The sequence below is a fragment of the Colwellia sp. BRX8-7 genome (genome assembly GCF_014077275.1).
In the GTDB taxonomy this organism is placed as follows: Bacteria; Pseudomonadota; Gammaproteobacteria; order Enterobacterales; family Alteromonadaceae; genus Colwellia_A.
On the sequence record NZ_JACGVP010000002.1, the window covers coordinates 47,315 to 73,157 of the forward strand.

12 protein-coding genes are annotated in these 25,843 nt (G+C 39.0%); 4 read left to right on the forward strand and 8 right to left on the reverse strand.

The genetic code is table 11. From position 1 onward, the window contains the following. Positions 1-369 precede the first annotated feature (369 nt). A complete protein-coding gene (locus tag H4J57_RS02425) occupies positions 370-756 on the forward strand; it encodes a hypothetical protein (RefSeq protein ID WP_182203676.1) in 387 nt (128 codons plus the stop codon). A 178-nt stretch (positions 757-934) separates the two neighbouring features. Continuing rightward, a complete protein-coding gene (locus tag H4J57_RS02430) occupies positions 935-1,570 on the forward strand; it encodes an HPP family protein (protein ID WP_182241839.1) in 636 nt (211 codons plus the stop codon). Between the two features lie 83 nt (positions 1,571-1,653). Here the strand turns inward: H4J57_RS02430 and H4J57_RS02435 are convergent, their stop codons facing one another. Together H4J57_RS02435 and H4J57_RS02440 are read right to left on the reverse strand one after the other, a co-directional pair. After that, positions 1,654-2,733: a site-2 protease family protein gene (locus H4J57_RS02435; RefSeq protein ID WP_182241840.1), complete on the reverse strand. Its 1,080-nt coding sequence runs from the start codon at positions 2,731-2,733 to the stop codon at positions 1,654-1,656. 211 nt (positions 2,734-2,944) lie between these two features. Further along, positions 2,945-3,442 carry a fasciclin domain-containing protein gene (locus H4J57_RS02440; protein ID WP_182214281.1) on the reverse strand — a complete coding sequence of 166 codons (498 nt, stop codon included), beginning with the start codon at positions 3,440-3,442 and terminating at the stop codon, positions 2,945-2,947. 368 nt (positions 3,443-3,810) lie between these two features. Between H4J57_RS02440 and H4J57_RS02445 the strand changes: the two genes are divergently transcribed. Next, on the forward strand, positions 3,811-4,701 hold the full coding sequence (locus H4J57_RS02445; protein ID WP_182241841.1) for a dienelactone hydrolase family protein: 891 nt from the start codon (positions 3,811-3,813) through the stop codon (positions 4,699-4,701). An 87-nt stretch (positions 4,702-4,788) separates the two neighbouring features. Here H4J57_RS02445 and H4J57_RS02450 read toward each other — a convergent pair whose 3' ends face one another. The 3 genes from H4J57_RS02450 to H4J57_RS02460 form a co-directional block, all read right to left on the reverse strand. Further along, entirely contained in the window at positions 4,789-6,423 is a 1,635-nt protein-coding gene (locus H4J57_RS02450) for a M28 family metallopeptidase (protein ID WP_182241842.1), read from the reverse strand. 363 nt (positions 6,424-6,786) lie between these two features. Further along, positions 6,787-7,314, reverse strand: coding sequence for a porin family protein (locus tag H4J57_RS02455; RefSeq protein WP_182241843.1), 528 nt, complete (start codon positions 7,312-7,314; stop codon positions 6,787-6,789). Positions 7,315-7,937: 623 nt separating this feature from the next. Next, a complete protein-coding gene (locus tag H4J57_RS02460) occupies positions 7,938-9,398 on the reverse strand; it encodes an alpha/beta fold hydrolase (RefSeq protein WP_182241844.1) in 1,461 nt (486 codons plus the stop codon). A 166-nt stretch (positions 9,399-9,564) separates the two neighbouring features. On the opposite strand from H4J57_RS02460, the gene H4J57_RS02465 reads away from it, so the two are divergent. Further along, the gene (locus H4J57_RS02465) at positions 9,565-11,100 is read left to right on the forward strand and encodes a LytTR family DNA-binding domain-containing protein (protein WP_182241845.1); all 1,536 of its coding nucleotides are present in this window, start codon (positions 9,565-9,567) and stop codon (positions 11,098-11,100) included. A gap of 593 nt (positions 11,101-11,693) precedes the next feature. On the opposite strand, the gene H4J57_RS02470 is transcribed toward H4J57_RS02465, so the two are convergent. The 3 genes from H4J57_RS02470 to H4J57_RS02480 all read right to left on the reverse strand — a co-directional run bounded on the left by H4J57_RS02470 (position 11,694) and on the right by H4J57_RS02480 (position 25,838). Next, complete coding sequence (locus tag H4J57_RS02470) at positions 11,694-13,706, reverse strand: TonB-dependent siderophore receptor (protein ID WP_182241846.1); 2,013 nt, start codon at positions 13,704-13,706, stop codon at positions 11,694-11,696. Between the two features lie 770 nt (positions 13,707-14,476). Then, a complete protein-coding gene (locus H4J57_RS02475; protein ID WP_182241847.1) occupies positions 14,477-16,717 on the reverse strand; it encodes a thrombospondin type 3 repeat-containing protein in 2,241 nt (746 codons plus the stop codon). A 10-nt stretch (positions 16,718-16,727) separates the two neighbouring features. Next, the gene (locus H4J57_RS02480; RefSeq protein WP_182241848.1) at positions 16,728-25,838 is read right to left on the reverse strand and encodes a hypothetical protein; all 9,111 of its coding nucleotides are present in this window, start codon (positions 25,836-25,838) and stop codon (positions 16,728-16,730) included. Between the last annotated feature and the right edge of the window lie 5 nt (positions 25,839-25,843).

Here is a 25,843-nt window from a genome sequence, read left to right on the forward strand (position 1 = left end):
CGCATTATTAGCGAGTAGAGGCAATTAAACACCAAGTATGTGTATTACCTACAAATGATAATCGTTCCTTTCACCATACCTTAGCTTACTGTCGTATAAAAGCACCGCTGAACAGCATGGTTAAACTGAGCCATAATACCCCTTTACCCCCTAACGCCTTGTCAGTAATTTACACTACTAAAAAAAACAGTTATCAACTTTTAGTTGATAATAAAACAATTACAATCGACTTTAATTGCAGTAAATAGTTAGTTATAAATAACACAGCTAAGCAGTTAACAACGATGTTGTCTAAGCGATAACATCGCTGTTAACACTTTGGCGCTGAGTCATAGTAAATAATCATTTTTAAAATTAAACGAGGCACTTATGGAATTAACAATTACCGATCTGAAAATTGAACTTTCGTCAGAAAACTTGTCGCACATCCGAGATAAAGCACGTCACATGTTTAATAAATTTTATGATCGTGTTCAAGTAATAAAAGTGACCATTGATGATATTAACGGCCCCAAAGGTGGTAAAGACAAGCACTGTAGAGTGGTTATTTACAGTAAAGGTATGCCTGATATTGTTGTTACTGATAATCAAAGCTCTGTAATGTCAGCGGTGAATATTGCCCTATCAAGAGCAAGAGCAAGTTTTTTAAAAAAGGTAAAGCGCCAGCAAAAAAATTATCCGACTTGGTCTCCTAAAAGTGATATTGAACTCTCTAAAAGAGTCGAACTAGAGCGTATTGAATTAATGGTGAACTAACAATGCTAACCCCTGTGTTCACCCCTTACCGATAAAATAACGAGTAAATAACGCAACTTATTTACTCATTTATTTAATGGCTGGGTTAGTGAACACCATAACGCTAGAAACTTAAATAATAATAGTTATATTGGCGCATGGGGCATTCAATAAACACATTATGTAAAAGGAGATAATCATGTTCGCAATATACACGCCAAATGGACGAAGCTTTTCAGGCCCACTGGAAGAGCTCTATCATGTTAAAAAAACACAATTGACGGAGCAATCACGAAGTTTTCAGGAACTCGATGAGCTTTCACCTTTGCTAAAGAAAGGTTATTCGCCGCCCCCAAAAGCCATTGATGCTTATAAAGATGCTATCAGTAAAACTGAGACAAAAGAGTTGATATGTCACGCTTATCAAATTATGACTTACCCCGTTGCCGTAATATCAGCCAGTGATACTTTAACGACGGTTATTAAGATATTTACCGAGCGGGCATATCAAGAATTTCCAATTGTAAATAGCCAGCAACAACTTATGGGGAGCTTATCTAGACAACAACTTTACGAATATCTTTTAAAGCATGGCACTGATGTTGATAAAAGTGCAAAATCAAAAAGCGTCGCTGATTTATTTCTCAATGAGCATTCTAAAATTTATACCGCAGAACCAGTTACAGACATCCGACGTATTGCGGTCCTGCAAGTAAAAAATCGTTTGCACACAATTCCTATTTTAGAAAACAATGGCAAAGTAGTGGGCATTATTTCACGTACCGATATTATAAAAGCAGTAGCTATCGACCCTCCGTTATCATTGTGGTGTTAACGAAGAGAGGATAAAAGAATGCTTTAAAAAGATGGCCGTTTGCCGTTAACGTAATAATAGAGGGTAATTGTTGAGCTGTTAAATTAACTTCCCAGTATTTTCAGCGGTAATGACAACGCACTGTTGCCTGTTTGACCAACAAACCAAATAATGCCACTTAGCCCGCCTAATGTAATGACATACCATAATACTGAGACAATTTGAGCATAACGGTTTAGGGGTAATAGGTCACTCAAATGTCGACGTTTATATTCAAAGAAAATTTCTATACTACCAATAGCAAGTAAAAAGCCTAATAGCGCTAACCCAAAGTGATAACTAATATAAACACCTAATGCAGCACCTAATACACAAGCAACTAAACCAACACGGGTATTAATTGAAAAGGCAATACTCTTGAGTATGTGTCCACCATCTAAGGGTAATACCGGCAACAAATTAAATAGATTAAGTAAGGCATTAAAAACCGCTAAACCGGCTAGTATTTCTAAATCGGTTAGCCAGTAACCTACCAAGCAAGCAATAGAGAGTATTAGGCCAAAGAAAGGACCCATTATCGAAATAACAACATCTTGCCAGCGGGTATTAATTTTATCGTCGCTCAATGCTAAACCTCCGACAAAGGGAATAAGGTAAATACCTTTGGTTTTCAAACCAAAGTATTTCATCGCCTTAATATGTCCATATTCATGAAAGACGAGACAAAGAATAAGCGCTATGGCAAATTCAATAGAAAATAACCAGCTATATGCGGCTAAACTACCCGCAGCAAATAGCACTTTGATGACTTTGGCACTTTTTAATAATTTCAAGCCAAGTCCAGCCATGCCAATGAAACTAAATTTCATCGGCTGCTTGCTAGCTTTGCTAACTTGGCGTTGTTCTATATCTTTTTCAATGAGGGTATCTTCTTGTTGAAGTTTATTATCAACAAGAAGTTGGTATTTAAGCGCAAAAGGCTGCCAATGCAGTGTGCCCTTAAGTTCTATATGTAATTCACCTTGCTCACTTTGTAGAGAGAATTGATGGGTAAAGGTATCGTTGCCATCAACCGCATCAATTTGTGAGACACACTGATCGTCCCAAAAAAGTTGTTGCCATCCCGCCATTGAACCTTCTAATCGTAGTGTTTTATTCAAACACGTTACTGCTAATAGTTGCACTTTATAAACTCAGTAAATAGAACCTTGCCCGATTATCACTATATTTGGAGGGGCAGCAAGGTTTTTTGCCACTATTATTGATTTATCAGCAAACAGATAAACGGGTGAAAAGTTTTTTATTCGCACCGCGATAGAAAAAGCCAGCTAAAGCTGGCTTAATAGTAAACAATTGATTAAGTATCAGTAGTTAAAGCAATACTTTACAATAACTTTACTTAGGCATTAACACTGTATCAATGACATGTATGACACCGTTACTTGCTTTAACGTCAGCCATAATCACTTTCGCATTGTTTATCATTACATTACCGCCATCTACTTTCACCATCAACATTTGGCCTTGCACTGTAGTAGCACTGTCTACTTTAACAACATCTGTAGACATCACTTTTCCAGCAACGACGTGATAAGTTAAAATCGATACTAATTTATCTTTGTTTTCAGGTTTTAATAGCATTTCAACCGTGCCTGCAGGTAACTTTGCAAAAGCTTCATCCGTTGGTGCAAATACAGTAAAAGGCCCTTTGCCTTTGAGTGTATCGACAAGTCCACCGGCTTTAACTGCAGCAACAAGAGTATTGAAAGAACCATTTGCAGCAGCTACATCAACAATGTCTTTTTTCATACCATGGTGTTCTGCATGAGAAGTCGGCATAAAAGCTAAGCTGGCAACTACGAGTAAACCTGTTGTAATAAATTTATTGAACATGTTAATTCCTATTTAATGGATAATATTTAGTTTCAGCTAATATTTACGTACTGTTAAACAATTAAGATCAGTTTACTTAACATCTTTATAATAAAAACGGATGAAATATAACCACACCTACCCTATCTACTAAAAAATCCATCCCTAAGGCTACAAGTATATCGTCACCTTATTCTTGAGTAATAGCCTCGTTTCAGCAATGAACTATGGCAAAAAACTATAAAATTTTATTATCGAAGTTCAAGGATAACGTCTAAGTAATCAAGACTAAATTACCTTAATAAATTTGCGAAAATACTTAAATAAATATATTTTATAAGGTGTTTATGAAGGGTTAGATTATTTAAATTAATAAGTGAGATAAATAAATGTCAAAAAAATCAGCTAGTGATATCCCTCAAGAAGCATTTGACTGGTACGACGAATACGCTCATGGCGGTATGGATCGCAGAAGCTTTATGGCAAAATTAGCGACTTTAGTTGCAGTGGGATACTCAATGACAATGCTCACATCAGCATTGCTTCCAAATTATGCCCTAGCCAAACAAGTTTCTTTTAATGATGATGAAATAAAAGCTACCTATGAAACTTTCGATTCACCCGAAGGTTACGGTAAAGGTGTCGGCTACTTAGTAACACCAACCAACAAAACAGGAACCTTGCCTGTTGTTTTAGTTATTCATGAAAACAGAGGCCTAAACCCCTACGTAAAAGATGTTGCTCGACGTTTAGCTAAAGCCGGGTATCTTGCCTTTGCTCCAGATGCTTTGTTCCCCTTAGGTGGATATCCTGGTAATGATGATGAAGGCAGATCTATGCAAAAGTCGATGGATGCTGAAAAAATACAGCATGACTTTGTTGCAGCAGCAAAATTCATCAAAAAACATCACAGAAGTAATGGAAAGCTTGGTGCTGTTGGCTTTTGTTTTGGTGGTTACATAGTCAATTACTTAGCCGCAGTGGAGTCTGATTTGATTATTGCTGGCGTACCTTTTTATGGCACACCAGCCAAAAAAGAATTACGTAAAAATATTAAGGCTTCGTTACTGATTCAATTGGCTGAACTCGATGAAAGGGTTAATAACTCTTGGCCTGACTATGAAAGTGACTTAAAAATTGTTCAAGCCCCCTATCAAATGCAGATCTATAAAAATGCCAAACATGGCTTTCATAATGACTCAACCAGCCGTTATGATAAAGAAAATGCCGAGCTTGCCTGGCATCGCACCCTAGCCTTTTTTACTGAGAAGCTGGTATAAAAATCATCTAAAAACACTTTATTAACGAGTTAAGCGAGCAAAGTCATCAATAAAGTAGACTTGTACTCGCTTAGCTATATTTAGCGTTTAGCGTTTAAACTCTGATGTTTTACTCCATTGTGGCCACACATTTTCTTTGGAAAGCTGATAACCAATGTCAAAAAATGCTTGCATATCTTCTTCGGCGCCAGAAAGATCCCATGTATCATTATATTCATCACAAAGGTTGTGATAACACTTACCAAGACTTTCCTTTAATTGAGTTCGCAACACTTTAGTCGCTTCATCAACGGCAGTTTCTCCCGTTTTAGCATATAACGCAGGAATGCCGATATTTGCAAAGGCAAAGTGATCAGAGCGGTAATAGATACCCGCAGCAGGACGAGGATCCCCGGCTATAGTGCGGTTTTGCTTCTTCGCTGCATCACTAAGAAAGTTATCAAGTTCTGACTGCCCTAATCCATAGACAGAGACATCACTACTTCGACCATTCACCCCTAAAGCATCCATATTAATATTTGCAACTGTCTTAGCCGCTGGAATAATAGGATTAGCCGCATAAAACTTAGAACCTAACAACCCTTGTTCTTCTGCAGTTACTGCCATGATGGTAATGGAACGCGCTGGTGCAACAGGCAATTTAGCAAAGGCTTCAGCGACTTCAATAAGTGCCCCAGTACCCGATGCATTATCGACAGCGCCATTATAAATTTGGTCGCCAATTAAGCTGGTATCTTTGCCTAAATGATCCCAATGTGCGGTATATAAAATATGCTCATCAGGCTTAACGCTTCCAGGTAAAGTGGCGATAAAGTTATAAGACACTGATTCTTTCACGGTGTTATTTACGGTAACAGAGGCTGTTAAGTCACCCATATCAAGATGATAACTTCCCTTGGCAGCCTCAACTTTAGCCTGTTCGAAGTTGACACCGGCTTGAGTAAATAATTCTTTGGCAACATCGCTATTTATCCAACCTTCAACCGCAACACGGTCTTTATTTTTGTCTTCACGCACAAAGCCAAATTGAGGACCAGACCACGAGTGTTCTACTACCGACCAATCGTATGATGCCGGAGCGGTTTCATGAATGATGATCGCACCTTCAGCACCTTGTCGGCTAGCTTCTTCATATTTATAGGTCCAGCGCCCGTAATAGGTCATCGCATTACCGTTGAAAAGTTTAGCGTCTTGAGTTGCAAAACCCGGATCATTAACTAAAATAACAACGGTTTTACCTTTAACATCTAAATCTTGGTAATCATTCCAGTTGTACTCTGGCGCGTTAATACCGTAACCAACAAAGACTAATTCTGAGTCTTTAAGTTGTTCAAGGTTACTTATGCGAGCAGAGCCCATTACCATATCCGTTCCGTATTGATAGTCTTTATCACCAATTGACAATGTCATGTCTGGTGATGCCTCAATTGATACCATAGGTACAGCCTGCAGGAAACTATTACCATTGCCTGGCTTAAAACCGATTGCCGTTAATTGTTTAGTTAAGTAATCAAGCGTAAGCGCTTCACCTTTACTTGACGGTGCGCGCCCTTCAAACTCATCTGAAGCAAGTACTTTGATATGCTCAATAAGTTGTTCTTTGTTAATGCTTTGATAACTCGCCGCAACATCTACTTCGGTATTTTTTGAAACATTACTTTCTTTGCCACAGCCACTTACCAGCGCTAAAGTAAATAAGGTTAAAGCTATTTTATTTTTCATTTTTTATACTTTTATTAAGAATGACACTTGGATTATAAACGAGTATTGGCGGCGTTTGATAGGCTTAGTTGAAAAGTTATAGTCAGCAAAGAGTTAACTAGTTAATAAAGTATTAAGTCCGTAAATAAACGCATAGTATAAGCAAGGTCATCATATGAATAATCTTAAAATCATCACCTTGTGTGCAAGCGCATAATGTTTGAGATTACCAATCACTAAATGAGACTGGCTTCTAATGATCATTTTTGCCACTTTTGAGACATTAGCACTAATGCGATAAAACTGAATTAGGATTAGTATTAATAACACTCCATTAATAGCCAATTGCTATTTGTCATTCTTGAATGTCTTTTTATTTTTTTATCAGAAAATAATATCGAATCCAATAGAAAAAGGGTTTACTGCATGTTTATTGATGTTACTTTTTAGGTATTCAATTTTTAAAGAAAAATTTTCCGTAATACTATAACTAAAACCTAAACCATAGATTAAATCAGTTCCTGTATCTTTTATGTGAATTAAGTTATTTTCCTCCATAGGAGAGTCATTTTTCATTCCTTCTTCTGACCACCGCAAAGCCCCTAATTTCCCATATAAAGAAAAATCACCAAAAGGATATTTAGCGAGCATTTCAATAGAGTATCCTTCTGCCGTAAACTCATCTGAAGCGAAAAACAGGTCTTTCTCTCCAAATTTAAAAGAATTTACTTCGATAGAGAAATTTTTATCAAAATTGTAACCTGCACCTATTTTATAAGGAGTAATATCTGCATCAGTATAGCCAACTAAGACTATTGATGCCCCAAAATAAAATTTTTGTACCTCTTTTGATTTACAATCAAAATGTATAAATACAAAACTTATTAATATTACACCAATCCATTTGTTCATTTTACTTTTCCTTGAAATAACTGTGTATTGAAGAGTACGCATAATAAAGCTAAAACTTCTTATGTAGACTTCTCAGCAATGTCCGTTTCATAACTTCTTATTAACTTGCCGTAATGTTTCATAATTTCAAGGCATTATAAATCAAAAAAATTATAACATTCGTTATAATTAGAATATTAATGAGAAGTCGCCGTAATAGCCCAAACTTAAAATCAATTTAACTATTATTTAAACAAAACCTAACGCATAAATTAACCGGTAGTTGTGTTTCACTGAGGAGTATCCGTAACATGATAGAAATAATGCATTAAAAAGTATATGAAGGCTAATGTCAGGAAGGTACAAAGCCGAACTAATATTGAAACTAAAAAGCAGTCTATAGAAGACTGCTTATAGCCCAAACTCTCAGCTTACAATTTTTATGCAACGCTATATAAATTCAAAGGTAGTTTGACACTAAACTTATTACAGATTTAAATCTACAGAGCCTTTTTTCGTTGATATTTCCAAATTACGCAAGTTCAAAATAGTTTTCACACAGCCTGAGCCAAAAGCTGACATTAACTTTTGAGTTACTAACGGCTGTTCAGAGACTATTGCAGCCGTTAGCTAAATGCGATTTATTACCTCACAAATGGCGGTAATGTAAACTCGATTTCTTTGCCTTCTACTGGCTTGTCACTCAAGAACATTTTAATCGTTTCAGTTACTTTGGGTGATACCATAAACAAGTTATGACCTGCATTATTTACCGTTACTTTTGTTAAGTTACTCAAACCTGCTGTAGCTTCATATTGCGACTGTACATATGTTCTTCCGTCTAGTGTGCCTGTTAATAATAACGTCGGTACGTCACTTTTTGGTTTAGTGCGGAAATCATCACCTAAGTCTAAATTTGGAATAACTTTGTTTAAATGCGGCATTGGGAAATTCAGCATTTTACCTACTAATGAAGCGGGAGCTTGTTGCTCAATTAAGTTTAATCGTTCGTCTGTGACGCCTGATGCGACATCCATACCAAACGACATGATGTCGAAGCTGATTTTAGAGTCCATAAAACCAGCACGTTCGATAACGCTAGGTAACATTGCAGTTATTCCACTATCAATACCTGAGTATATTTGCAACAGCATAGACACATAGCGGTGCGGATCTGAAATCATTGCAGACGCTATTCCTTGCATGTGACTTTTTTGAAATAAGAACTCAATTGGCTCACCATCTTTTTGCGGCATTGTTACTGTAATAGGGTTAGCTTCTAATTTTCTGTTTACACGTTTTACTAAGCCAATAACATCAGGATATTCTGCTTTGGCTTTAGGCTGTTGATTAATAGCTTGCTGCAAACGCTTAAAATACGCTTCAGTTCTGGCTGGTAGTTTTACTGTTTGGTTTAGTCCTTCCGCACTGGCAAGTACCATTTTGTCTATGTGATTTTCCATCACCTTTAGACTGGCAAGTGCTAGATGAGTACCATAAGAAATGCCCCATAAAGTAAGTTTATCAGCCTGTAGGTGCTTCCTTAAATCATTTAAGTCGTGGGCACTTTGCACTGTAGTATAACCAAGTACATCAGCGCCTTTTTTGTTCCAAAACTCAACACACTCTGTTGCCACAGCACGATAAATCTTGGTCACTTGTGATTCAGATAAACGTTCATTCAATGGTAAAGATTTTTTCGATTCACACTTAGGGACAATGTGCGACTTGCCTGTTCCACGCTGATCTAAAGCGATTACATCGCCAAACTCTCTTAACGCCATAAATAGTGGGAATCGAAAATTTGGGTACTGCGCAGTAGAAATACCTGAGCCTCCAGGTCCTCCCGACAAATAAACTATAGGTGACCCTTTTTTATTGCCAGTGGCAGGAAAACGTACATAGGTGAGTGGAATGGTACGGCTATTTTTATCGTTACGGTTTTCCAATACCTGAATAGAACCTTCGTAAGCCATCACTGACTGCTCACCACTTTTGAATTGAATTTCTTTCTCATTGCCAAACGTCTTGGCCGCAAAACTGTAAAATGACATTAATGTGACTGTTAATAACAACAAACCAACGGTTAAATTTTTAATATTCATAATTTCTTCCTTCGAGTTTTAATGTCGTCACTATTGCTTAAGTAACAAATAGATGCATCCATAACTCGTTGAAAGGCATGTTTTTTTCCGTTTATTCCGTTAAGTGGTATAAACTAATCGGTAAATGGTCGAGCAAAACGACTGAATTTTTAATATAATATTTAACATGACAATACGTATTTTTCTACTTCAACTCTGTATCATCCTGTGCTTGTATTCTGGGTTTGGTTTTTCACAATCATTAGTGACTATTAATCTAGACTCAGTCATTATCTGCCCGATTACCTCTTCCTCTAATGTGATACCCAGTTTTAGTGAACGAGAATGTAAAACAACAAACGCTTGGAAAATAGATCCTCAAAACACGGCATTATGGGTAAAAACAACCGTCAATGTTCCTGAAGACATGCTGAAAGACAAAAAGCCTCACAGTGTTTATATTTCAGGTAAGGCGGCGAGTAAGGTCTATTTTAATGGTCAATATTTAGGCAGTAACGGCTCACCTAATGTTATTCCTAACTTAGAACAGGTAGGTAAAATAGATGCAATGTTTTATGTACCCGCTAATTTAATAAAACCTAAAATCAACGAAATCATTATAAAAATGTCATCACATCACGGATTTTTAACCTTAAGCAACCCGCTGAATTTTATCGGTTTTGGCATCTATTCCGACCCTACTTACTTTATTCACCGGAATTTAGGTGTATCAATAGTGCCGCTAGGTGCACTCCTGTTAGGCGCTATTTACTTTTTGGTGGCTAGTTTCAGCCCCAGAAATCGCCCAAACAATTTGTTATTTTTATTGATGACCTCGTTTGCGTCATTACAGCTATTTGCCGAAATATCCCGTTCATTATTTTCTTATCCGTATCCATTTCAGGATGTCAGACTGTTGCTCATTGTTTCGCTCTCGCTTCTATTTGGCTTGTGTTTTTTGACTTTTATTATTTTAAAATTAGAAAAGAACAAGCCGTATTTGTGGGTTTTTGCAGGTGGCAGTTTTAGTTTATTAACTGTGTTGTTAACCCCTGGTTTTGACCCTAAAACCGCTTTGGCGATATTTGTCCCAAGTGCGATTAGTGCCACACTTTTAACGACTCAAGCTGTAAAGACCAAATCAAAAGAGTGGGCAATTTATGCTGCTGTGTTTGTTTTGTTTTCAGTCACAATTGTATTAACGTTAACTACCTTTCACGATGTGCTGTTTTATTACATCATTACAGGGGTGCTAATATTACTTTTTGTTCTTCAAGCGCAAAAGCTCAACCAAGAACAAAAAGACAAGGAAGCAGAACAAGCCTTAGTCGCAAAACTGCAATTCAAACTAGAACAAAACCAACAACAAACTGAGCCAAGTACAATCAAAATTAACAGCGCGGGGAAAATAGAGATCATCGCCAGCAACCAAGTGGTGTTTTGCAAAGCTGCCGGTGATTACGTAGAAATAAATCTAAAAGACCACCAGCAGCGCTTGTTTACAGGCAGTTTAAAAGAGTTAGAGTCTAGCCTTCCTAAAACGTTTTTAAGAGTGCATCGTTCATATTTAGTGAATGTGGAATTTATTAACAGTTTGAATACCAAAAGCTCACATCAGACTGAAACATCGGGTGCAGGCTTCCTGCAACTGCACGACACAGTGGAAGTACCCGTAAGTCGAAGAATTATGCCTACGGTGCGAAATTACATAAAACAAAGTTGAGTTTAGAATACTTGCAACCTATATGCCTCTCACTTGATAGACAGGGGCAGGTAAACTTTAAGCCATGATTACATTTATTGTATATCGAATGTCGAATGTCGAAAATCTAATCTTAGACTAAACACATTTTGGGACAGAAATAAGTATCAGCGAATGACCGCTATGTCGGAACACTTGTCGCTAGATGAGCCAAAGCTAACGTATATATTTGTATCTTTGTTAACATTAAACTAGTGATCATTAGAGACTTCTTCAACTAGCCATAAGCCGACATTAGCTTTGTGCATCCTAGATCATATTTAGCAATAATATTAGCCAAGATTTCCTGCTCACTTGTTGGGATGGTTTTAGCCCAAAACTGCCGTTGGACTTTCATTTGTAAACACTAACTTTTACCTTATTTCTTACATCCCACAAATTATTTCGGTATTTTAAAATCACTTTGGAAACAAAGCAGAAAGACACAGTGTTCGAATTTAGGCTCCCAATGTTAATTTATATACGGGCATAAAATAAGGGCGAGCCATTGCTTTATTGAGTTCACTATGAAATTTAATTGACTTAAAATCGTCCAGTTTCAGTTGACCATGATACTAAAAATTATAACTAAGTTTTAGTATCGTCTGGCGTCCTCGTGCAGGAAATGCTTGTACGTTTTCATCTACTCCTAAAGATGTATGTGATGATGTGGCATAGCTCTCATCAAGTAAATTTGAAATAGTTAACGATAGACTTACTTCTTTTGATAGTTGATTTTTTATATGGCTATTTAACAGCCACAACGAACCTTCGTCTAATACTTTTACCTTAGAGCGCCAATTACCATTGAGATTGAACGACCAAGATTGGTATTGGTAATAAGCACTGAAATTCAACAAACTATCTGGAGAAAGATCTTCCGACTTGGGTAGTCCTGATGATTGTTCCAAGTGTGTTTTGTTTTTTGATAAATGAGTAGCAGAAGACACTAATCTAAAGCTATCTATTGGTTGCCAAATCAATTCTAATTCAACACCTTCAACATCATTTTTAGCAATATTATCTAACGCATGGATCCCATTTTCATTGGCTTTATAACCTATAATATTCGTTTTTCTGTTAGAAAATAACGTTGCCGTAAACTGTGATTGTGTATATAAATGTAGATAAACAATTTCGGTGGTACTAATTTCACTGGCTTCTAAATCTTGGCTACCTTGAGTGAGACCACTCTCTTCATCGTACATATCGCCAAGTGATGGGGCTCTATAAGCTTGACCATGAAGAAACTTAATCGTTTGTTTTTCATTTAAATGATGCACCAAGGCAAACCTAGGCATAAGTGCACTGTTAATATCGTTGTAACCATCATATCTAAGGCCCGCTGTCATTTGCAGAGCCGACGTTACTTGCCACTGCGTTTGCAAATAGGCACTGGAAATTTCTCGTTTTTTATCTAAAACTGTTCTTTGTTCGTCTTGATCAAACGTAATCACTTCAGGTAGTTGAGAAGAATCGCCATATATATCAAAATTACTTCTTAAATAAGCGTCAGGAACCTGACTTTGAGAGTAAGACAAGCCAGTATTTATTTTAAAATCTTCGTTTAATTGATATTTACCATTTAAAGCAAAATCTATCGCATGATATTTAAAGTCGGTTCCAAAGAGAAAGCCCACCTGCTCAAAGGGCACTTCTCCCTTGGGTACCAATGCACCCAGTTCTCGTCTTTTTGCTTGCTGGTAACTAGTACTAATATCCCAACTCATTGTCTCAGAATTATATATTCGCTGATCTATACCGGCCATAAAATGTTGTAACTCAAGGATGTTTACCCCATCTCGTAAACGTCTAAAAAGATAATAATCGGATCTTTTTGTATCTAAAAGTTGAGCAAATAATTTTGTATCTTTATGAGTAAGATAAGCACGAAGTTGAGTAGACTCTCTAGGATCACGTGTAGTTGTTTGAATTTCATTACGATCGAAAACATCATTATAGTGATAACCATCATCCTTGAACAAAGACAAACTTGCTCCTAACTGCCAATCTCCTAATGTGTGTGATGTGTTTATTAATAATTTTTGAGCACCAAAGTCTCCCAATCCCACAGAGATTTTATTTTGGGGCTTAGTTAAAATATTAATAACACCACTAAATGCATTCGAACCATATATTGAAGAACCAGGACCTCTAATGATTTCAACCCTTTCAACATCAGCTAGGTCCATAAATTGAATAAAGAAATTAATGCCACCCGTATAATCATCATTCACTCTATGGCCATTGAGTAAAATAAGTAGTGTATTGGCGTATGTTTGTGCGTGACCACGCATGACGATATGTGATTGGTTTCCTTCGACCGGATTAACCATACTATAAAAACCGGGCACTTGACTGATAAGTTCAGTCCAAGAACTAATACCCATTTTATCAATATCATTACGGGTAAAAATAGTAACCGAAGAAGGACTGTTTTTGATTGTTTCATCATTTTTTGATGCGATTGAAACCTTCAAATTAAGTAAATCAGTTAATGACAAGTCAAATAAATCTATCGACTCTTCGCCTGAACATAAAAATGGAATAAATAAAAGGGTAAATAAGAAATATTTGATTAGATTCATACAAACTTTAGATTATTCCACAAATGTCTGAATTATAGTTTAAATATTAAGAATAGGTAATTATTTAAATGTAGTTGATAGTTAATTCAGCCACCTAATTAGCTGAACCTGTGGCATATTTTTTGTAACTGTCCACTTTATATAAGGTCGGCTTGTCGGATCTCCTGTCTTTAGCATGTAAACTCTCATGACGGCTTTGGTGGCTTTGAAGTTGTTGATTATTAAGATGACGGTAGCTCAACGTCTAATGAACACTCTAAACAGCTTAAATATCTATTGATGCTACGTGCGCTAACGTATCTTTGTTAACATTGAGCTAGTGATTATTAGAGACTTCTTCAACTAGCCATCAGCGGAAGTTAGCTTTTGATTTAAAAACGGTAGTTCATAGATCCTAAAGCTTCCTTTTTCACTTAAATTCACATCCATTCACAACTAAAATTATGACTAAAACTTTTGCATGGCGTTAGATCTCAAATCCCCAAAGCAGACATTGGAATTATTTAAGTTTTGAATCAATATAGAGTATTAAGTCTAAGGCGTAATCGCCCCCTGAGCGCAATATAAAATTAATATAGCAACCTAATTATTCAAGAAGAAATACATTTCTTATTGTATAAATTTTAAATGACACAAACTTTTTTAGTAGAAAAACCATTTTTATAAAAAGTTAATATTCTCTTAAAAAATAAGAGATAAATAGCCTATCCAATTGAAAACAGACTATTTACGACCATTAGAAGCCCTAACTATAAATACAGAGCAATTTATCAGATCACAACCTTTGATCTGAATAAAATACGACGATTACAAGTAAAAAACAGAGCAAGTAGAAACAATAGACCAAAGTCAAAACTACCACCGCTGCTACTTTTACTAGATTCTATTGGAATTGACGGCTCAGGTGTTGGAGGTGGTGCCTCGGTAACAATCGGTGATTGTACGCCACCGGGGTCAACAACTGTTTTGTTTGCTTTGCCATCAGCATCATTCACTCCACCGTCTTCTATCTCAAGCATTACACACCAATACCCTGCAACTAAACCTTCTACATAAGAGCTGTCATTTGACGCAGGACAGAAGCCCATAGCTCCGGGCGCTGAATATAATATATTTTTATTATCTTCTACAAATTGATGCCAGCTTAAATCCTCGATATGTAATTTAGTATAAATAGCCTCATCAGGAATGGCTGCTAATTGAGGGATAATAATTTTTATTGAAGCACCTGATTCAGAAATACCTGAGACACGAAAGTCAAAAATACCACCATTAAAAACTCTACTTTCTTCTTGTAAGTTAGGAAAAACAGTTTGCAGCTCCGCCATCGATATCGAAGGCGAACTATTTCCAACATTCAAGGAAACCTCATTTAATGAAATCTGTAAGCCTATCTCAGTTTCCATTATATAAGCATTACTCACTTGTGAATTCGCTCGCATTAAATGTATTTGTGCTATTGCATCCATATATTGTGCAATACCATCGCCATCACTATCGTGAAAACCTTCAATATTATCAGCAACCCCATCTCCGTCACTGTCAACGTCTGTTAATAAAGGCGCTTCCTGTAGAAGTTCAATATAATGTTCAACGTTAGTATTATTTCCTTCACTGTCAGTTACCAGCAATGAAATTTTATATATTCCAGCTGTCAGGGCAGTGGAATCGACAGCTAAAATAGAATTAAGTGTATCTCCATCAACATCTACTAAGTTGCTATCACTTAACGACCAATCATAACTATGGGTATCTTGTATATTTGGGTCTTCTACTACCGCTGTAACGTTAATATTTCCCATACCGATAACAACAATATTTGTCTTTTTATTATCTTGTTCAACAACCAGTTTGACACGAGGGACAATGTTTTCTTCGGTGATACTGGCAACAAAAGTATTTTTATTGCCAACAACAGCATTGATTGGTGTACCCATAGTGAAAATAATAGACTCAATATTTTCCCCCGATATCATATCGTCAACCACCAATAATTCAGTACTACCAACCAAACCACTATCAATCTCAATTTGACTTTCTATTAACGTATAGTCAATTCCATTTGCCTCAGCAGTGCCTGTGACCACAAAAGGTATGGTTACAGGGTATTTCGCAGCATAACCGTTTAATTCTACTGTTACGTTAACTCGCTCACCTTCCGCGACCAATTTATTTGCATAAAAGTTAACTAAGGGATTTACCATTAAAATTTGTGTATCGATTCCTTGATTGCCCTCAGCATCTGACGAAGTCCAAGTTACGGTATATTTACCCGGCGCATAAAATCCATTGCCATCGGGCAATGGGGTCAATTCACCATCTTTTTGATCAAAAGCAGCCGAAACACCTAAATTTATCGGGGTATATAATCCTGTTGCTGAAACAACAAGTGTCCCTGGCGCAATAACTAAAGGTGGCTGTTCATCCTTTTGAATATCAGTTCCGGCTAAGAATTCACTTAAATTATCTATACCATCACCGTCACTATCTAGAAGTGCATCCGAAGCATCAAATGGGTTTAATCCGTTTGCTAATTCAACCTCATCAGGTATACCATCACCATCAGAGTCGTTAGCAGTTAAATCATCCTCCTCATGAAGATCAGAAGAGAGCAATGCTATGTTAAATTCAGTTGCTACTCCTTGCTCCTCAATCACTATTTCTCCTACTTCGCTGACGAGATCTCCTGAATGGTAATGTAAAGTCAACGTATCACCAATGCGTGCAACTTTGTCAGTTCGCGCATTTAACGAATCTATCAGAATATTCAATACATAACGGTTTTCAATAATGGGATTATCCCCCAAACGATAACTTGCTATTTCTTCACCGTTATTTTTAACCACAATAGTGACATGAGTATCAGCCGACGTTAACAATAGACTATCGAGAGAAATAGAACCGTAAAATAAATTGTCAGGTTCAGGTATCTCCGCTTGGGTGAAGTTCGTTTGCAACAATAGACAAACCATTAAACATTTTGTCAATGTGAACACGTTAATTTGTTTCATTGTCATCGCCTTAATTCCCTGAATAACCGTAGGTTTGAAAGTGTAAAAGAATATCTGTAATACCAGAACCATCGCGATTAACGCCATCGGGTGTTAATTGCCCGTGAATAAAGCGATTTAGTCCTTCGTCTGAGTCATTCTGCAAAGTGCCACCAGGAATAATCAGCATCCATTCGGTATTCCACACCGATCGTCCAACCAAACGAGAATCACTGATCGATTGTGACGGAACATATTCACCGCTGTCATGATAGGCACGAAAGCTCGACATACGACGGATATCGCCATAAGTATCGCTTAATGAATCATTGGCAGGTATCCACTCAGGATTAGATAAATCTGAAGCGCCTAATGGAAAAGGTGCAGGCAGTTTTTGGTCAACAACATGCCATTCTCTGGTTTTAAAGTCATCCCCTGAGGGCGAACGTAATACATCCATACCTACAGGTATTAAATAAACCCGTGGCGTATTAGACAATGCGGCGCCGTCATAACCTTCAAACCAAGCGCCTACTGCCCTAACTTTAGTGGCAAAATTAGTGGGGTCGTAAGCACTATCTCCTCCACCGAGTTGATGGCCAAAAAAGTTTAAACCGAAGGTCACTGTTGTTGGAAACCTGATCACTAAGCCCGGCTGCTCACCCGCACTTTCTACCGTGAACGGGCGCGCATAACGTTTAAATTCAGGTATATCCCAAAGGTTAGCGACACGAGCCTCTTCTAAAGTTTTACTCCACGCGTCGTCATTTCCCGCCAGCCTGAAGAGCTCTTTGCGAAGCGAAAAGCGATTGTCTTCAACTTGGGGGTTGTTGAACCCTAACTGACCTCGATAGACATCAAAATTCTGAGTGAGACGCGCCAATACATCGGCTAGGCCAGGTGTTCCAGCAATAGGTACACCGTTAATCACCTGCCCTAAACTGCGCTGACGCACAATATCAGCAAGAAAGTCACGACCCGATCCAGATTCATTACCCAATAAGTTAGTTTCATAATCGTAAGCTGCAGCTGCTAAATACACATAACGAGCAGCTAAGTCGAACTGCGCTCTATATTTCGCTAAAGCATCGTTGCGGAAAATACGGAAGGTCATATCTCGGTAACGATATTGCTGAGTATCTCCGGCAGCGGCTATACGAAATGCCCTACGTTCTTCAATTAAGCGTTCACCCTCAGCCAGTTTTGCGAAATAGCGACCTTGAGTCTGATTGACCACTTCACTTTGAGTAAAAAGCTCCAATCGAAGTACAGCTTCTTCGCGCCAAAGATTTTCAAGTGCTTTTATCCGCGCTAACAACTCAACATTGGTTGTATTTGAAATCAGTTCAATACCCGCTTGCAGTTCAGCTGCTTCTTTACGGAGTTCTAAATCTAGCTCTGCAATCTCAGCATTATCTGCAGCTGCGAAGCCGAGAACGTTTGCCGCTACACCTATACCAGCCAAAGCAGTACATCTAGGAACGGAAGTAGCGTCAACTGAGAATCCAACTGCTTTTGGAAAGCATTCTTTAACTGCTTCACCGATTTCTTCACCTACTTTAGCTGCCGTTCGCCCAGAGAGCTGTACAGCTCTTGCAAGCCCAATTGCAGATTCTAAATCATCAGATAAATTCTGTTGGTTTTGTAATACGGTAATTGTTTCAGCCGCGGTGTTGTATTCCGCTTCCACCAAATCTACAGCGGCTTCTAAATCTAATAATAAGTTTTCATGTCGCTTTAAAGCTCGCTTTAAATTGGCCTGAGATTGAAGCAAATCTGACACGGCTACTTGTAATTGCCCCGGTGCCCGTCGCTTACCCCAAGCTACAGGAGCGATAAAGTCCCAGTCTGCTCCCGTTACAATAGGAAAGTTAACCTCTAATATTGCTCCAGCATCGACATTAGTGTATGCATTATTTAGGGAGTCTGCGTCAAATATAAAGCTATTTTCAGTACCAAATGTCATGGGAGAGAAGAAAGTTGTAAATTCAGCATTTGGCAGTAAATTACCCGATAACTCAGAACTAACATACTGATAATGAAGAATGTCTGGCCCATCGTAATCAGACGGGTAGGTTTTTCCTCCGCCCATATCACCCGCATACGGATAACCGAATATTTCAATTAATTGGTTTTTAAAGCCTCGTTCTTGTTCACTTACCAGTGAGGTTAATTTATCAACATCATCTTGCACGTTTCGTAGCGACTGCGTTTGTTGACTGGCGTGATCAAAAACGACTAGGGCGTTATCCAATGCCTTTTGAGCACGACTGGCAATTTGGTCAAAATGATTCTGGCCTTGTACTGCTGAACTTACTTGCAAGAAGCTAGGGTCGATATCGAATGGCACCACTCCTTTGGCTAAACCTAAAGGATTTAAACCAGCGTCAGCTTTATCAACTTGTGCTTGAATTGAATTGAAACCCGAAATTATTTGGGCTAACTCAACCACGGTTGTGCGGTCAATTTTTTCAATTCCCTCATTGTCGGGATTAGGGTCTTGTGAAGGGAGTATGGCGTTGGCAGTAAGCCAATCAAAATAAGCCCCTTGTCCAGAACGTCGTGCCCAACCGTCTAAACCCCAAGCACGTTCTCGGTCGGTATCTTTATAACCTTGCCATTGACCTGAAGGCGCTTCGACATATTTTTCACGATAACTTAAGTTCACTATTTCAGCACCCGCGCGTGCTTTAGCTGCTGCTGCACCGGCAAATTTCCGCTCATCTAAGTAGTCAATTTCAATGGGCGCGCCACCAATCGTTACTGACTCAGTGCGTGGTGTCCAAGTGTAATTTGGCTCTTGTAATAGATCGTATCTCGTTTTAACCGAGGTTAAGTAATGGCCCCAAGCATCACCATGCCCTTGCGGATAAAGTATGCTGGCATCGGTCTCATTAATGAATCCATCGGCGTTCTGATCAGTAATTCGGTAACTTTGTACATAAGCAACTTCGCCACTGCCTTGAGTAAAGTTCCAAAACAAGCGGTTATTAACAGGAGCTCCTGCAACACCAGCGCGGCTGTCATCACGACCACGCAATAATACTAGTTCTTCTTCTAACGGCGATACCAACTGATTTTGAAAGGTAAATATTGAAGACGCTAAGCTGCCTACAGTGCTGCTGGTATCAAAACCAATAGTTGGGTCTTGCGCATCAGCATAAGCTTCATTACCTAGCAGCATATATAAGTCAGCAATGCGGGTTGAAGCATTCAACAACTGCGTATTCGCCGCAATATCATCGAAACCAGAACGAATACTTAAGTCTTTACCGCGCTCTAATATTGTTTGGTACGCTTCAATAATACCGACAGCATTGACAACATCTGGGTCAGGATTAAAGGGAATAGGACCTGAATACGGTTTGCCTGCTTGGGCTATCATACTGCTTAAGGTACTAATTTCATCGGTGCGGAAATTATTAACCCGCTGATCAAATGGATTCAAGCCGGCAATAACCCGTTTTATCCAGCCCATGGCTAACATTGCTTTGGGTGCATTGGGTGGTTGCGTTGGGTCACCTGCCCACGGACTAGGAACCGTGGCATTATCTCGAATAGGTAAACCGGTATAATGGGTAATAAACCAATTATCACTCAGGGTTAATAAACCGGGACCTTGAATAGTAATATCCAGTGCGCCAAGACCTGAATCTGGCGTGAGTAAGTCCCAGTCTCCAGAATTATCAGGGCCGAAATCTGTATTAAGCGGTGCAAAAGGTTGACCACTGGTATCCGGTTGATAATACCAATTGAAAGAAATCTCATCAGGATCACCTGCAAAATCGCCTGTATGGCGCAAGGTTAATGCTTCTTCAAAAATATTATCTGATGGCACAACCCATATATTACCTTGGTACACGCCATAATCAGCACTCAAATTTATAACTTCTAATTCAATGGGTAAACTTAAACTAGGGTCGTTATTAAATACAACGGTTACATAGCCTTCGCCAGCTGGGCGGCCAGCTGTAAGTGCCATACGAGATCCTAGCATAGCTTGTGGCTCTGCTATGGTATGGTCAACTGCACTCGCTAAAAACTGCCCCCCGGGTAAACTAAATTCACTGTCGTCTAAGCGATCATCTTTTTGATTAATAGGGTTTAAATCTACAAAGTTGTCAGCGAGCCCGTCACCATCTTCATCAATACCTTTACCTAAATATTTGGGCTGCAAACCAATTAAGTAGGCAATATCTGGTATGCCATCTGAGCCACCACCTTCACCATCGTTAGCAACCAAATCAAGTTGATTAGGATTACGCGTTAAGTTATATAGGGCCTTTACTGCGTCTTGAAATGGCGTGTTGATGCTTAGCGCTAAAATTTGTTGTTTTTCTTTGTTTGTCATAATGTTCGGTAGTAAGTGCGGGTCACCAAACAAGGGGAAATCAACCGTGCCTTTGAAACTTAATTGTTTATTGATTTTGTCATAACTTAAGCGAGAACGGAGCACAAAAGGTAGATCGATGAAAAACAGTTTTCCTTGCTGACTTAAGGTGCCAATAGTAGCGTCTAATTCTTCTAAATCGACGCTACGCGCACTTAAAGGGTCCATCAACTTAACCAAGGCATCGGCAACTTGCCCGTTACCTGTTTCCACACTTTCATCGTAAATAATTTGTGCGGCAGCTTGGCCGTCAATGGTGGGTAAATAGCATGCTTTTTCAGCCTCGGCGCCATTTGAGCAAGGCACTTCGCCATTCGGTTTGAATAATGTGGCACCCGGTTGCAACACCGGTACAGATGCTGGCCATTCAAAACTGTATTCAACATTTACCGGAGGTGAGTCAGCGGTGTTATTGTTTAATCTATTTAACCAAGGTATACAGGTACCTATTTCTAAATCTTGAAACCCATCGGCATCTAGATCGTAATCAAAACCGCCTTGCAATGGATAGTAATATTGTAAAGTGACATCACCTGCGGCTCTTGCCCAGGTAAAATCGTCTTTATCTTGCCAAGCCGCTGTAGATTCATCTACGGTAATTGCATTTTCTTCACAAACCGCCATACGGGTCATCGGTTGTGGCAGTTGTAACAATAAGCCGGCAGTTTGACGATAAAGTTCACTGCCATCAATTGGGCTAAAAGGTCTGTTATTAGTACTTGCTGCAATGGCTAATACTTCAAACGCCCATTGATTGTCAGCTATTGAGTCTTGATATTTTATCAATACGTAAGGATCAGAGCCTTGTGCTGAATTTGCTGCTTGAAGCACTACATTCAAATCATTGCGTAAGGCGTAAACTCTTTCGTTTTCAAATAATGCATGCTCTTCGTTTGGGTTATAACCGGCTAGCTCAGGGTCATTTTGGCGATAAATAACAGGATTGCTCATATTTGGCAGTAGCTCGAAACCTTGTTGGCTCGCAATCACTATTTTGTTAGGATTTTCTGGCCAAGCACAATTATATTGCGCGGGGGTATCGCCCCAATATTGTCCAAAATCGTTGGCGGTATACCAAACGACACCAAGGTAATCGTCAATTTCATCAGAGGCACGTTTATTAACCGGTATAATGGGGCCAATGCCTGCTGTATGAATGGTACCGTCATAGCGAGAAAGACTATTAACCACATGACCATTGCGACTGCTCAATAGATTATGCCTATCGTCTGTTATTGGCTGCCCAATAACACAACTACCGGCTGCGGTCTGAAGGTCAAAACTTGGATCGTGCCAGTCTTTGGTATAAACGATTTGAAATACTGACGCTTGAAGCTGTGCATTAGGCGCTTCACCTTCCGGTGTAACTGTGTATTGCAAGGTAACATAGTCAGACTGACTTGCCGTTACAGAAGCTCGATTGAAAACCTTGCCCTGAATACCCGCACTCACTAAATCATTCGAGTTTGCTGGATACACAACACCACTAAATACCAAACGTTGCGCTGTATTATTTACTGCAGGTTCAAGCAGAACAGAAGTTCCCGCAACGTGTGTTTGTACATTTTTATTGGTTTGAACTGGCGAGCCTAACGTTGTGACTCTAGTTTCATTTTGTGTATCTGAACTGACTTTCCATTCAATTGTAACAATACCCGGTGCTTCACCAATGACGTATAGTTTCCCTTCTGAAGGACTCCAGTATAGGTAACTGGAGTAGTCGGAAGCTAATTGGCCATCAATTTTAATATCGGGTTGTAATGGCAATGCTCCATCAGGCAAGGCTATTGCTTCACCAATTTCCCAGCTTTGCGGTATTAACCACGAGCCTGACACAGCATCTAATAATGAGATATAGCCATCGCGAGGATCATCGTATTTATTGATGATTTGGCTAGGAAGTTCTGCCGCGCTTAAACCGCTAATATCAATATCCATCATTGTGCCTGAGCTTGCGGAATTGGGAATTACACTATTGGTTAGTGGTGTATTAAACTCCCATAAACCTTTGAGGCTTAAATCACTTGGGGTAAGTGGCCCCTGTGAATATTCAGGACCATCTGGATCGGCAAGTTGTAGTGCATCTAACGAATATACTTCAGCGTTTATATAGAGTTCATCAACATAACCGTTGAAAGGTTTTAGATTGGTGTACCCTGCTATTGTGCTACTCGTTTGTCCAAAAAACAGAGTTTGTGCGGCAAAGCCACTGTATTCAATGCCTCCAAATTCATATAACCATTCACTGGTGTTAGTTTCACGATAAATTTGCCCACCATCGACCCAAACTGTTGCTCTAACGGCATTGTCAAAATCACCATATATTTCAAGCGCTCGATTAATTTTAATGTTATGCCATTGACCACTTTGTAGCGGCGAATTTAATTTGAATTTAAATGCGCCCTCGGTATTTTCTGCACGATTTTCAATGAGGGTTATCAAGGTTGGCGATTCCATAATTAAATGAAATCTGGTGTTATCACTCATTAACACTTGCGGATAAGACGCGTCGGCATTATCAGCAAACCATACTTTAAAACCAAGTTCATAAACGGGTATTTGTTGTGTAACCGTGTCATAAGGAATTGGCATTGAAATAACATTATCAATACCATCAAAGCTAAGGGCAGTGTCTGTATTAATACCAATTGAAGGTGTTTGCGCCGCGTTTAGATCTGCTAATAGGATATCGTTATTGCCTATTACATCACTAATATCGCCATTTTCTGCAGAGCTTGTGAAATCCCATTCTCCATTTATACATGTGTTGCCGGGACAGTCCGGATAGGTGTTCACAGGAAATGTATTTAAAGAAAACGACTCAAGCGTACCTTTAAAATAATGAGTACCCACTAACACACCAGGAGAGCCCAAAGAAAACAACTTTGCGGCATAAAATAAACAATTGCCAGGACAAGAACTATACCAACCAGTATCTTGCTGAACACCATCAAGCCAAACCGTTATATCAGCACCATTTTCACCGGCTCTGGCTTGATAATTAAATCGTAAAGTGTGCGTTTTACCATCATTAAGTGGCGATGCAAGTATTAAACGTTTATCCCCAGTAACGCCTGAATTGTTTAAAACCAACTCAGTAGGCGACTCCATCACCAAGCTGAAGCGGTTAGCATCGGATACTTGGCCCGATGGATCATTATCACTAATTAGCGCTTGAGGAAATTCAGCTAAGTTGCCAAAACGCAAGGCAAAACTAAATTCTACGGTAGGAGAGAGAATGCTTTCGGTTTCTGCCGATGGTATTATCAGAGCATCATCAATGCCATCAAAGCTAAGAACCTGACGATCTTTTGGCTCAACAACACTGTCATTAAAACGCTCTCGACCCGAAGTAGAACCTGCCACAAATACAGTATTGCCAGTGGCGCTTAACCCAATGCGTGCGTTTTTTTGTGCAATGTAGTCTTCTTCGTCGTTAATTGTTGTAGTTGTGGTTGCCCATTTCCAGCCGAAAGGGTCAGCACTTCTCTCATTTGCCGACAGTTTGGCGACAAATAAAGACGGTGTTGTTACTGCTCTTAATTGTTTCGCTTCGTCAAGATCGGTAAAAATTGGTGCGCCAACATAGGCACCTGAAATATAAACGTTCTGTTCGTCATCAACTGCCAACCCACCTAAGTCTGTACTAAGATGGTCCATGTACCTAACGGTATAAGCCGAAGGTTTAGTAAATAACGAACGGTCGTCTACTTCACCTAAAATACTTTCAGTACCGCTTCCACCATCTAAGCGTTTGACTAAGCCAGCAGCGCTATAATATACGTCGCCTTCAATATCGGTAACGATGTCGCCTCTATATTGAATATCGTCGACTTGTGTTAACCACTGGCATGTCCATACGCCATTAATTTCTTGGTATTTTGAGACAAATACCCACGACTCATAAGGATAAACACCACCACTTGCTATATTGGTACCACACCATGAGCCTCCAGTATTTCCAATACCAGCAATAACACCCAACACATAAACCTCAGTCGCCGATGATGCTGCTATTCGGCTCACTTCTTGTCTATATTCCAACTCTCCATCTCCGCCTTCAATCATGTATGTTGTTGAACTTAGTCCATCAGCATCAATACCGTTGAAATATCCTTTCCATGACTTTGCGACTGCTGTTTTTCCACTAAAGAGACCACTGGCAAACTCTTCTTGTTGTTGTGCATTAATAGTGGTGGTTGTGTACGAGGCTAAATCAACATCATTTTGTGCAGTATAATGAGAATAAGTTGTGGTTTTTGCCCAATCTTTTGTTCCGCCAGCAAAAAATTTACCTGTAAAACCGGTATTAACACTAAGACTCGTTTCTCTGTCGTTACCAAAAGTTGCAGCGCCAGAGCCAATATTACCGTTAATATAAATAGCATTTTCATGATCAACGGCTACTGAGCTGACCGTATCGTCGCCCGTGCCGCCGACTGTTCTGACCCAATTGACATTACCGCCACTGTTATAAGAGGCAACGAAAATATCTTTGCCGCCAGCTGATTCTATAATGAGTGACTTAGCATCAGTGCCTAGAGGAATGTAGTTTTTGATGTCAAACATGCCGACAACAATAATATTGCCATTGCTGTCTACTGCCATGTCGATAATTTCTTCATCACCGTCGCCACCAAATTGCACTGGCCATTGCGCCATACTATTTTGTATCGATGCAAAAATAATGAGCAATACCCAAACTAACTTTAGGCACCAATTATTGGTTTTATGTGGTTGTATAGTTTTCATTGGTT